Annotated in this window: 12 protein-coding genes and 1 pseudogene; 9 read left to right on the top strand and 4 right to left on the bottom strand. The window is 45.3% G+C overall.

Annotated features, from left to right (window positions below):
- Together ACST13_RS07615 and ACST13_RS07610 are read right to left on the bottom strand one after the other, a co-directional pair.
- Positions 1–190, bottom strand: a pseudogene (locus ACST13_RS07615) (hypothetical protein); the annotation flags it as partial.
- Positions 191–249: 59 nt separating this feature from the next.
- A complete protein-coding gene (locus ACST13_RS07610; RefSeq protein WP_459522600.1) occupies positions 250–603 on the bottom strand; it encodes a transposase in 354 nt (117 codons plus the stop codon).
- Positions 604–757: 154 nt separating this feature from the next.
- Here ACST13_RS07610 and ACST13_RS07605 point away from each other — a divergent pair, with 154 nt between their 5' ends.
- The 9 genes from ACST13_RS07605 (at position 758) to ACST13_RS07565 (ending at position 10,168) form a co-directional block, all read left to right on the top strand.
- On the top strand, positions 758–1,678 hold the full coding sequence (locus ACST13_RS07605) for a helix-turn-helix domain-containing protein (RefSeq protein WP_459522599.1): 921 nt from the start codon (positions 758–760) through the stop codon (positions 1,676–1,678).
- Positions 1,679–1,754: 76 nt separating this feature from the next.
- A complete protein-coding gene (locus tag ACST13_RS07600) occupies positions 1,755–2,834 on the top strand; it encodes a Fic family protein (RefSeq protein ID WP_459522598.1) in 1,080 nt (359 codons plus the stop codon).
- Positions 2,835–2,963: 129 nt separating this feature from the next.
- On the top strand, positions 2,964–4,148 hold the full coding sequence (gene uxuA / locus ACST13_RS07595) for a mannonate dehydratase (protein WP_459522597.1): 1,185 nt from the start codon (positions 2,964–2,966) through the stop codon (positions 4,146–4,148).
- A gap of 9 nt (positions 4,149–4,157) precedes the next feature.
- Positions 4,158–4,916, top strand: a complete 759-nt coding sequence (locus ACST13_RS07590; protein WP_459522596.1) for an SDR family NAD(P)-dependent oxidoreductase — start codon at positions 4,158–4,160, stop codon at positions 4,914–4,916.
- On the top strand, positions 4,916–6,181 hold the full coding sequence (locus ACST13_RS07585) for an MFS transporter (RefSeq protein WP_459522595.1): 1,266 nt from the start codon (positions 4,916–4,918) through the stop codon (positions 6,179–6,181). Before ACST13_RS07590 ends, ACST13_RS07585 begins: the two co-directional genes overlap by 1 nt.
- Positions 6,182–6,185: 4 nt before the next feature.
- Positions 6,186–7,121 carry a 3-keto-disaccharide hydrolase gene (locus ACST13_RS07580; RefSeq protein WP_459522594.1) on the top strand — a complete coding sequence of 312 codons (936 nt, stop codon included), beginning with the start codon at positions 6,186–6,188 and terminating at the stop codon, positions 7,119–7,121.
- Positions 7,121–8,368 carry a YeiH family protein gene (locus tag ACST13_RS07575; protein ID WP_459522593.1) on the top strand — a complete coding sequence of 416 codons (1,248 nt, stop codon included), beginning with the start codon at positions 7,121–7,123 and terminating at the stop codon, positions 8,366–8,368. The genes ACST13_RS07580 and ACST13_RS07575 overlap by 1 nt, the downstream gene beginning before the upstream one ends.
- Entirely contained in the window at positions 8,352–9,413 is a 1,062-nt protein-coding gene (locus ACST13_RS07570; RefSeq protein WP_459522592.1) for a formylglycine-generating enzyme family protein, read from the top strand. The genes ACST13_RS07575 and ACST13_RS07570 overlap by 17 nt, the downstream gene beginning before the upstream one ends.
- Before the next feature lie 50 nt (positions 9,414–9,463).
- The gene (locus ACST13_RS07565; protein ID WP_459522591.1) at positions 9,464–10,168 is read left to right on the top strand and encodes a DUF2490 domain-containing protein; all 705 of its coding nucleotides are present in this window, start codon (positions 9,464–9,466) and stop codon (positions 10,166–10,168) included.
- On the opposite strand, the gene ACST13_RS07560 is transcribed toward ACST13_RS07565, so the two are convergent.
- Together ACST13_RS07560 and ACST13_RS07555 are read right to left on the bottom strand one after the other, a co-directional pair.
- A complete protein-coding gene (locus ACST13_RS07560) occupies positions 10,165–11,646 on the bottom strand; it encodes a DUF1593 domain-containing protein (protein ID WP_459522590.1) in 1,482 nt (493 codons plus the stop codon). The two genes, ACST13_RS07565 and ACST13_RS07560, sit on opposite strands and share 4 nt — an antisense overlap.
- A 1-nt stretch (position 11,647) precedes the next feature.
- Positions 11,648–12,208, bottom strand: a complete 561-nt coding sequence (locus tag ACST13_RS07555) for a pentapeptide repeat-containing protein (protein WP_459522589.1) — start codon at positions 12,206–12,208, stop codon at positions 11,648–11,650.
- Positions 12,209–12,247: the final 39 nt, after the last annotated feature.

The following is a 12,247-nucleotide window of genomic DNA, read 5'->3' as shown; positions in this document are numbered from 1 at the left end:
CTAATTCAACCACCAGGTTCTTTTGCTGTGAGGGAATCACATTCCAATGACGCCTGCCACAACGCTTGTTAGGACTTAGCCCATCCACCCCAAAATCACTGTATAATTTATACCATAGATAAAAGGTACTTTTATTCAAACCCAATTGCTTGAGTGTTCGATTAATCCCTATATCTGATCTTGTGACCATGTGAATGATTTCTTGTTTTTCTGATGCTGTCAATCGCATATATCGTTTGAGCTTTTCGCTTATTCCAAGGCGTTTAAACTTTTTTTTACGATGTCATAGCGAAGAACTAAATCAGCTAAGGTCTCTTTAAGTTTAAGGTTCTCTTTGCGAAGATCAGCGACCTCATCACTGGTGGCTTCTCGGGTTAGATCTCCTGATAATCGCTTCTTGCCCGCTTCCAAGAATTCTTTGTTCCACTTGTAAAAAGTAGACTCTTGGATCGAATGTTTTCTACATAGTTCCGCTATCGAACTCTCGGCTCGTAAAGCCTCCATAATGATTTGAATCTTCTGCTCGGAACTAAACAGGCGACGTGTCTTTCGACGGATGTCTTTGATGTAATTTTCTGCTGATTGTTTTTTTCTTGTTTCCATTTTGTTAAGTTAATAATTGTTTGGAAACACTCCCTAAGAAATAACCTCTATCGGTCCACTTTTTGCTGACGATTTACACTTTACCTTGGTTTACCATTTGTCGCCTTTAATTGTTCTCCAGGGGCCCTTCTTTCTTTACTATCTGAAGAGTATTATGAAAGGGGAATTTGTTTGGGATAAGTACTTGCTGCTACTTTCAATCCCTTCACTCATTTTTCTGATTAATTTAATTCCATTCTACTTTTTACCCTTTGAAAATAGGGTGGATTATTTTAGTACACCTATTTTTAATCAAGACCTCAATGCCTACTTTTTTCTCACACTTAAACAACAGTATTTATTTATATCTATTTATAATACGGCCTTTATTATTTATGGTATCTGGTTTATCAATCAATTGAAAGCAGCTGGTGGAATCTATATTAAAAAGAAAGTGACCGTCCTTTTCACGCGTATTTTTATTGTGACCTTATTGACGATTATTCCTAGTTTATTCGTCGTGTTTATATTGAGTTTGAATTCAAAACAACCAGGGATGATCAATTTTTTAAACTCTGATGCGGTCAATACGAATTACCTATATTTTCAATCGCTGGTATTGCCTTTAAGTTTCTTTTTTGTTCCTAACTGGTTGTATAATGAAAAGGAGCCCTTGTCTTTTTTAGATAATTTTATGCTGACCTGGAAAAGAGTAACTTCTGAGAATGCCAAAACCTCAACGGAAGATTCCTTCGAAAAATCATCCGACTACGAGCGCATCATTGCCTACATCGAAACCCAAAAACCCTACGTCAAAACCCAATTCTCCCTGCACGACATTTCGCAGGCATTAAACATCCCCCATAACCGGGTCACGAACTTTTTCAACAAGCAATTAAAAGTCCCCTTCCCCACCTACCGCAACAAATTACGTATCGAACACGCGACCTCCTTGTTGCGCTCCGGAACCCACCTAACCACGTCCATCGAGGGAATCGCGGAGATGTCTGGCTTTAAGAGCAAATCCATTTTCTACAAGACCTTTAAGGAGGAATACGGGACGACGCCGGTGGATTGGATTAGGGAGAATTTGTAAATGAGTCGATTAATTTCGCTAATCGACTCAAAATTTAACTATATTTGAGGCGATTAGACTTATTAATCGCCTCATCGTGTACAACTGGCAACGAGATTCTTGGCCCCATTTTGAGTTTGATACGAATCGTATCGAGCCACAAATCTTTGCATTTATGCAGAAATCAGGTGAATTGAGCGGTAAATTAGCCGCTTTGCCTCTGGAGGATCGGACGGAAATGATGATTCAATTGATGGTAGCGGAGGCTTTAAAGACGTCCGCCATTGAGGGGGAACACTACAGCGAATTAGATATTATGTCTTCGGTTCGCCGGAATTTAGGTTTAGCGAGTCCGCACTTGCCCAAAAACAAGGATGTCATTGGGCTGAGTGAGATGTTGATGGATGTGCGGAATTCGTTTGCTGAGCCATTGACGGAGGAGCGGCTGAAGCTTTGGCATACAAAATTAATGGGAAATACGCCTCAAATAAATGCTGGCGAATGGCGGACGGATGAAGCGCCCATGCAGATTGTTTCTGGGTCTTTCGCTCGGCCTACCATTCATTACGAGGCTCCACCGTCTTCGCGTGTTCCACCCGAAATGGCGCAATTTTTACAGTGGTTTAACGAGGCCGCTTGGATGGCGCCACCGGTTAAGGCGGCGGTCGCTCACTTGTATTTCGAGGCGATTCACCCATTCGAGGATGGCAATGGCCGGATCGGTCGCGCCATCGTGGAGAAAGCGCTTTCGCAGGGTCTTCAATGTCCTTTGCCTTTTAGTATTTCCAAAGCCATTGAGGCAAACAAAAAGGCCTATTATCAGGCCCTCCAGCAAGCAGAAAAAGGCCTTAACATCACAGATTGGATTGAATGGTTTGTGCAAACATTGTTAGAAGCCCAAACCTTCGCCGACAAACTCATCCAGTTTACCATTTCGAAATGGCACTTCTTCGCGGTCTTCGAACACCAACTGAACGAGCGCCAAAACAAAGTCATCAACCGCATGCTAGCAGCCGGCCCCGACTCTTTCCAAGGCGGAATGAATGTCCGCAAATATGTGGGAATCACGGGAACCTCCCGTGCCACCGCCTCGCGTGATCTTCAGGAGCTCGTTTCAATGCAGGTGTTTACGCCAGTGGGAGCGGGGAGGTCGGCGAGGTATGAGTTGGTGTTTTGAGAGAAAAATATCCGCAAATATCTGATAATATATCCGCAAATACGCTTCCAACTATCCCTCTAACCCCGCAGGTTTTTCAGTAAATTTTGTGCATTTTCGCTTTACTATTTAGTTTCTAAACTAATTTACATGATACACACGATGCGTTGGTTCGGTCCGAACGATCCGGTTTCCTTGATGGATATTCGTCAAGCCGGATGTACAGGAGTCGTTACCGCATTGCACCAAATACCGGTGGGGGAAGTTTGGCCTATTGAATCCATTCAAGAACGTATTGCGATGATCGAAACGGGGAATCAGGATTGGACGCCTTTGCATTGGTCAGTTGTGGAATCGCTTCCGGTACACGAGGGGATTAAGAAAGCCTTAGTGTCACGCGGTCAACTCATTGAAAATTACAAGACATCTTTACGAAATCTAGTGGCTTGTGGCATCAAAACGGTGTGCTATAATTTTATGCCTGTGCTCGATTGGTCGCGGACAAAATTGAACTTTGAGATGCCCGATGGGGCACGCGCTTTGCGTTTTGTTTGGACGGATTTCGCGGTGTTTGATTTGCATATTTTGCAGCGACCAGGCGCCTCGAAAGATTATACGCCAGCGGTTCAGGCTGCGGCTGCTCAGCGTTTCGCATCTATGTCAAAAGAGGAAAAAGCAGAGTTGAAAAACACCGCATTATTAGGCCTTCCCGGCTCAGAGGAAGCTTTTCATTTAGAAAATTTCCAAAGTTTATTGGATGAATACAAAGACATTTCAGCGGATCAATTACGTGAAAACCTGCACTATTTTGTGCGATCGATCGCGCCTTTGGCACAGGAATTAGGGATTAATCTTTGCATCCATCCGGATGATCCTCCATTCCCCTTATTGGGCTTGCCGCGGGTGGTGAGTACAGAATCGGATTTGGCATTTTTAATGTCCGCTTCACCAGAGCGCGCGAACGGAATTACATTTTGCACGGGTTCTTTAGGAGTTAGAGCGGATAATGATTTGCCTGGGATGGTTCGCCGCTTCGCTGATCGCATTCACTTCTTGCATTTGCGCACGACTTTTAGAGAACAGAATGATCCGTTGATTTTCCATGAGGCGCCTCACTTAACAGGTGATGTGGATATGTTCGAGGTGGTGAAAGCGGTGGTGGAAGAAGAGAAAAGAAGAGGAGGCGAACAGATTCCGATGCGCCCAGATCACGGTCACCAAATGTTAGATGATTTGAAAAAGAAAACCTATCCAGGCTACTCGGCAATCGGAAGATTGCGCGGTTTGGCAGAAATACGTGGACTCGAATTAGCGATTCGCACCACTTTAAATTAGATAAAAAAGATGCAACAACCATTCTCATTGCAAGGGCGCGTGGCGCTCATCACGGGCGGCGGAACCGGAATCGGATTCGATATCGCGAAATGCTTTTTAGCGTCCGGCGCCACGGTCGTGATCACGGGTCGCCGCGAAGAGGTGCTGAAGGAGGCGGTTGCGAACTTAGGGGCTGGGGCGCATTATGCGGTGAACGATGTGGCTGATTTAAGCTTGACAGCTCAGCTCGTAACGGGTCTCGTAGCGAAACATGGCGCCATCGACATCTTGGTAAACAACGCGGGCATCAACATGAAACGCCCGGCCGTAGAAGTTTCAGATGACGATTTTGCAAACATTATTAACGTGAATTTGAACGCCGTTTTCTCGCTGACGCGGGAGGTAGGAAAACATATGTTAGAACGCGGAAAGGGTTCGATCATCATGATTTCTTCGATGGCAGCATACTACGGAATCGATCGTGTAGCAGCTTATGCTTCGTCTAAAACCGGTATTTATGGTTTAGTGAGAGTGCTCGCATCTGAGTGGTCTGGCAAAGGCGTTCGTGTGAATGCGATTGCCCCAGGATTTATCGAAACGGCGATGAGTAGAACCGCGATGAATTCGGATCCGGATCGCAAACACAAGGCGATGGATCGCACGCCGATGGGCTATTTTGGGAAACCAGAAGACATCGGTTGGGCGGCAGTTTATTTAGCCTCAGATGCAGCAAATTACGTTACAGGCGTCTCAATCCCGGTTGACGGCGGGAATTCAATCGGATTCTAATGAAAGGAAATTACCGCTGGGTGGTAGTCGCCCTCTTGTTTTTTGCGACGACGATTAACTATTTAGATCGCCAGGTGATTGGCTTGTTGAAGCCCACGCTAGAGAAGGAATTGAACTGGTCGGAGACGGATTATAGTTTCATCGTGATGTGTTTCACCGCGTCCTATGCGATCGGATTGTTGGCTTTTGGGAAGGTGATAGATAAGATAGGTTCTAAAACGGGTTATGCCATCTCCATCGTCATCTGGTCCGTCGCGGCGATGGCGCACGCTTTGGCAAAGACTACGTTTGGGTTCGGCGCGGCACGCGCCGCTTTAGGAGCCGGCGAAGCGGGGAATTTTCCGGCGGCGATTAAGACGGTGGCGGAGTGGTTCCCAAAAAGAGAACGCGCCTTAGCGACTGGTATTTTTAATTCCGGCGCAAACATCGGCGCGATGGTCGCGCCCATTATGGTGCCTTGGATTTTAGGAGCGTATGGTTGGGAGGAAGCCTTCCTTATAACTGGAGCGATTGGATTTATTTGGTTGATTTTATGGTGGGTATTTTATGAAATTCCTTCGAAGCATACTTCTGTCACGAAAGAAGAATTAGCGCATATTCAGTCGGAGGATGAGACGACCGACGTGAAGCCCATCGCGTGGAGCAAATTATTCGGTTACCGCCAAACCTGGGTATTCATCGTAGGTAAGTTCTTCACGGATCCCATCTGGTGGTTTTTCTTGTTTTGGTTACCGTCGTATTTCTCCACGACTTTTGCATTAGACTTGAAAAAGCCCAGTCTACATTTAGCGGTTCTATTTACTTGCACCTCTATCGGGAGTATTGGCGGAGGTTATATTTCAGGCTGGTTAATGAAGAAAGGCTGGCCGGTGTACAAGGCTAGAAAATACTCTTTGTTCTTTTTTGCGCTTTGTGCGGTGCCCATTATTGGGGCACGCTGGGCGACGGATATTTGGCAGGCCGTATTCTTAATTTCCATCGCAGCATCCGCGCACCAGGCGTGGTCGGCGAACATATTTACGACCGTGTCAGATATGTTTCCCAAACACGCCGTTTCCTCTGTCGTGGGGATAGGTGGTTTGGCTGGTTCGCTGGGCGGTGTTATTTTTCCGTTTATCATCGGAGTGGTGTTGGACGCGTACAAGGCAGACAATGCATTATCTGAAGGATATAATCTTATATTTGCAACATGTGGCTGCGCGTATTTGTTTGCGTGGTTACTCATTCATTTCATCTCGCCTAAAATGGAGGCGGTTAAATCGTAAGACTATGAAAAAATTACTATTTGCTCTATTCGCTTTTGCTTCAAGCGCCTATGCTCAGGATGAGCACCATCCTCTAGAAGGAGCGTGGGATTTAAACGTATCCATGGAAAACCGCAATGGCGGAGTTTCTACCGCACCCTCTTGGTTAGAAGTGCGTCACTCAGGGCTTAAAACGCTTACCGGACGTTTTGTGGGAGATGGCGGTTCTGCTAGACCTATTTCAGAAGTCTTTTTTAAGGACGGACACATCTCCTTTAAAATTCCACCACAATGGGATAAGTTTGATCCCTATATGTCCTTTGAGGGAGATCTAAAAGACAGGAAATTGTCTGGAACGATTGTAAAACCAAACGGTAAAGCGATGGCCTTTACGGGCGTTCGCGCTCCCTCTTTATGGAGAGGTGCGGAACCGGTTTGGGACAAACCGATCACCTTATTTAATGGAAAAGATTTAACAGGATGGAAAGCTTTAGGGCCTAAGAACCAGTGGATCGTAGAAAATGGGTCATTGAAAAGTCCAGAATCCGGTGCCAATATTTGTACGGATCAAAAATTTAACGACTTCAAATTACATATCGAATTCCGTTTGCCTCCGGGAAGTAATAGCGGCGTGTATTTACGCGGACGCTATGAGGCTCAAGTAGAAGATAGTTACGGAAAAGCGCCATATAGCATCTATTTAGGCGGCATTTATGGCTTTATCGATCCACTTTTCCAAGCCGCAAAATCGGCTGGCGAGTGGCAAACCTATGACATTACTTTAGTGGGTCGCAAGGTTTCAGTGACTTTAAATGGCCAAAAAGTCATCATCGAACAAAACATCCCCGGCATCACGGGCGGCGCAATGGACAGCGATGAAGCAGCTCCAGGTCCCATCATGATGCAAGGCGACCACGGTCCGGTGGAATATAGAAACATTGTGTTGACTCCAGCTAAATAATGAAAAAGAGCATTTTAACGGAAGATTGGACGGTAGTCCTTTTGGGTTTTTTAATCATCGGAGTGGCCCTTTTAGGGGTGAAAATTCCATCCCCTTCTTTCGGCTGGGAAACGACTAGTGACTTAACGGAAAAGGTAATCACGTCCGGCAATCTATTAAAGCTGGGTCAGATCTTCCTTTTCTCGTATGTGATCGCCATTCTCGCAGCTAGTGTATTAGGTAAAAGTGTCGCAGGTACTGCCAAAGGTTTCCCCATTGTTTTCGTACTTACCTCGCTGGCTTTAGTGCTAGCGGGCAATGCCTTCTTGAAAAATTGGAATTTAGAAGCGGTGATTTTCAGCTTGACTATCGGGCTAGTTTTGAGTAATTTCTTCACGCTTCCGGCGTGGTTAACGGAATCTCTTTCGACGGAATTGTTCGTGAAAATCGGTTTGATCTTATTAGGTACGAGCGTGATTTTTGGCGACATTTTAAAGGCTGGATCACTCGGCTTGATACAGGCTTTGATAGTGGTTATTTCGGTTTGGTATTTCGCTTTTTGGATCTCCAAAAAAATGGGCATCGACGAAGAATTTGCCATCATGATCTCCAGTGCGGTATCGATTTGCGGTGTTTCAGCGGCGATTGCAACCTCTGGAGCCATTAAGGGCGATTCTAAAAAGTTATCTTATGTGATCTCGATTGTGTTGATTACTGCCATTCCGATGATCATCTTTTTGCCATTTATTGCGCAGGCTTTGGGTCTTTCGCAGGCGGTTACGGGTGCTTGGTTAGGCGGAACGATTGATACGACGGGAGCGGTAATTGCGTCCGGAACGATGGTGGGTGAGGAGGCTTTGAAGATTTCGACGATTGTTAAATTCTCCCAAAACGTTCTTCTAGGTTTCGCCGCTTTCGCGATTTCTATTTACTGGACAATGACAAATAACCAGTCGTCAACAGTGAAGGAAGCCAAGCCAACTTGCGCCGTGATCTGGGAGCGCTTCCCTAAATTCGTCTTGGGTTTCATCGCAGCATCGCTGCTTTTTTCCTTCGTGATTTCCCCGGATAAAATCGATGAAGTTAAGGGAGGTTTCAAGGCTTTGCAAGGACTTTGGTTTGCCTTGGCATTTACGAGCATCGGTTTGGAAACCAAATTTTCAGATCTGTTCTCGAAGGAAGGCAAGAAGCCATTATACGCTTTCTTAATCGCCCAGTTATTTAATGTGTTTGTGACACTGGCGGTGGCTTATGTACTATTTAACTAGTTTTTTAACATTGATTAGTCTGGCTGTTTTCAGTCAGGCCAAAATCCCTGTTTGCCACGTTCCTACCCCCACGCGGCTAAAACAACTTAGCAGCCCTAAGCCTAAACCGACCTTGAAATCCTATCAGGGGATGAAGCGAATTCCTGCTGGAATCTATGCCATGGGTTCGCATGATGCACAGGGTCGTGTAGATGAATATCCGGTACATCATGTTCATGTTAATGCTTTTTGGATGGATGAAACCGAGGTGACGAATGCGGCGTTTGCTGCTTTTGTCAAAGCCACAGGCTATATCACGACCGCAGAAAAAGCGATTGATTGGTCCGAATTAGCTAAGCAGGTTCCTGCCGGAACACCTAAGCCAGCCGATTCGCTTTTAGCCCCCAGTTCTTTGGTCTTTGTTCCCACAATAGGTCCAGTTAGTTTGACTGATTATAGCCAATGGTGGACGTTTAAGCGTGGAGCTGATTGGAAACATCCGGAAGGTCTAGGGTCAACTAGTGTAGGTCGCGAAACCCATCCAGTAGTCCATGTTTCGTGGGATGATGCCGCCGCTTATGCTCGTTGGGCAGGAAAAAGATTGCCTACAGAAGCCGAATGGGAGTGGGCCACTCGCGGTGGTTTAAAGAATAAAATCTACCCTTGGGGGGATGCGTCGGTGAATAAAGCCCCCTATAAAGCGAATAGTTTTCAAGGCCATTTTCCATACGAAGATCAAGCACTCGACGGTTATAAAACCACCACCGCACCCGTAAAATCTTTTCCTGCAAACGGTTATGGATTATATGATACTGCCGGAAATGTGTGGGAGTGGTGTTCGGATTGGTACCGCCCTACGTATTATAAAAAGAGCCCCGTTTTTAATCCCAAAGGTCCATCTTCCAGCTATGATCCCGATGAGCCGGGAGTCCCTAAACGCGTCATGCGCGGAGGATCTTTTCTTTGTAATGATGGCTATTGTTCCAGCTACCGCAGCTCCGCTCGGATGAAGTCAAGTCCAGATTCTGGCTTGCAGCATACGGGTTTTCGCTGTGTGAAAGATTAAAAGAATATAAAGTCTATGGTTTTTATAGAATAAGATTTTATATTTGCCAAATGAAGTATGTGTTTTTCTTTTTGGCCCCACTTTTTACTCTTTCTGCACAGTCCACTATTGAGTATCAATCCCAAATTTGGTACGGATATTATGTGTCCTTTCCCATTAACAATCAATGGTATGTTCAAGGCGAAGTCCACACCCGTCATTTTGTAGATCCTTTAGTACATCACCAAAATGCATTTCGGGCACATGTGCATCTGACAATTGGAGATAGATGGGATTTTTCCGCTGGAACGGCACTTTTTTTGAATACCCCTAATGATCCTCGTTCGACTAGTCGATTAGCTATTCCAGAATACCGACCGCACGTAGATATCGCATACAGGCATAATTGGCATTCGATTCGGATTGATCACCGCTTTCGATCGGAGATGCGCTTTAACCGAGAAACGAATGTGAGCCGCACCGAACTTACCGATGCCGTTAGCTTCAATAATTATCGTCTTCGCTACCGAATTCAGGCTTTAGTCCCCTTGTTTAAATCCATACAGGGTAAAGTGAATACAGAAATTTTATTGAATGCTGGGCAAGAAAACCCAGCAAATACGTTAGACCAACATCGGATGTTTGCTGGTTTAAGTATTCCTCTGCGGGATAATTTAACGGTTGATGTGGGTTATTTACATGCCTTTCAGCAACGTCCAAATTTGAATTATTATGACCGAAGTATTTTGAGCATTATGGTATATCACCGGCTTTAATAAATCTTCACCACCACTCTTCTATACCTTGTCAATGCCGGGGAACCTGTATCGGTTCCTTCCACCACGACGTGATAGGTATCTCCTTTTTTTGAGTTTGCTGGAATCTGTATTTTTACCGTTGCGTTTTCTAGTGTCGCGTCCGCTTTCCCGGATCCTGCCTCCGGATAAGGCCAAACCTTCAGCTTCACCGCGTTCCCATCCGGGTCTCTCGAGGTTACATTCAGCGTTAGTTTCTCACCCGCTTTCGCGCTCACATTCATCCCTTCTTTCACCGTAATTTGCGGTGCGTGATTCGCGTCTTTGAATGATTTCACACACCAATCTGTGCGGGCAGCGAAGTCTTCTTGTGCAGCGATTAACCAACGGGTTTGGGAATAATTAATGTCTAATTTCCCTGTCTCTGGATTGAAATCTGCGGCCTTTTCGTTGTCCTCAAATCGATAGGGATTTCCCTCCGCTTCCACAAATCTTCCGCCCCATCCACCAAAGGAAGGATGGTTCAGATTGTTCAATCCCACATCCACCAGGTGCAAGAAAGCAGGAGAATCTCCCTCTGAAATGAAGTCATAAGGACTAAAAGATCCCCATTGCGCATCCTTCAGCTTGGTAGGATCGCCGTGAATGTGCTCGTCGTCGCCGGGCTGCTTTTGGCCATCCCCATAGGAATAATACATCTGTAAAAGGGGCCCGTGATTCAGGATGATTTTTGGACCCATATAGGTCCCCTCGAAATAAGGTTGCGTCGCCTTAGGCATTACGCGCTTCCAAGGATACGCAAAACTCGCAAACTGCTGCGCATTATAAAACACTCGAATCTCTGGCCATTGACCAGCGATGTAATTTTTCAAGGTCGCATCCTGGTCCATCACGGTGTAGATGATGGCTTTTTGGGAGATTTTTTCTTTGATTTTTGTCCAATCTGACGCCGTCGAATATTGCTCTTCGATCGACTTCAAAGCTCTGGCAATCGTATTCGTTCCACCCCAAGCTTGTAAATAAATGGGTTCCGGATCCTTATCTAAAAGTTTCGCTTTGATCCATTCTGAACCTTCTGTCACTTGCTCCATCTCTCCCTCGAAATCGATATTCCCCACCTTCACTAAGCTGTTTAAATAAGCAGGACTTGGGTAGTTTTTATCGTGTAAGATCAGGTTCGAATGCACCTGGCCATAAGCTTTCAACAAGTCTTGAATCCAATTAACACCCGGCCAGCGCAAATCCGTTTTTGCGCCGTACATTTTGCGCGTCATTTCCATTTCGGAGGTAAATTTCGTTCCTTTTCCGTCACCCTTATAATGCCACATCGAACTCGAATATACTAAACCTTCTAGTTGGTATTCATTCGAATACAAGAGCATCCGGATGAAGGTATCTACGTCATCGATTTCGCCGTCCGTCGTGACAATTGTACGAGGAAGGCGGCCTTTCGCGAAAAGAGACGTGCTCAGCAGGAGCAGGAATAAGATTTTTTTCATATTAGGAGATACTGATGTCAAAGCCTTGCAATAAACCCGCTAAACCATCCGGCGAAAACTTCGCTTTCTTGATCTGATTAATGCTCGGATGAATCACATAATTAAAGGCGCTGCGGAAGTCCGCCTTGCTCACATTGGTCTGGTCAAAAAGAGCTCCAGCCAAATCACAATCATCGAAAACCGCTTCTGAGAAATCGGATTCCGTGAAGTCGACTTCGTGCAAAGAACAGCCCGCGAACTTTGTCTTTTTCCCCTTGATTTGGTAGAAGGATGACAGGTTTAAAACGCAGGATTCGAAACTCACTTCGAATAGAAAAGGATTGCAAGCCTCGAAGCGAAGTCCTTGCATTTTGCAGTCTTTGAAATGTACTTTTTGGAGGGACGCGCCGCTAATTTTAACTAAGCTGAGATTACAGGATTCAAACGTACAGTCGGTGAACTGAAAATTTTGAAAATCGGCAGATTCGAACAAGCAGTTTTTGAAATTGCAATGTTCGTATTCGCCGATGGCCAGTCTGCTTTGTTTCTCGAATTTTTGGTCGACGATATAAGGCTTTTCCATGCCGCAAATTAGCATTTTTTCCCTATTTTGCTTTCTATT

Source organism: Aquirufa sp. A-Brett2-W8 (assembly GCF_054558755.1).
Note: the sequence above shows the minus strand (reverse complement) of the source record. Positions and strands in the feature narration are given on the sequence as shown.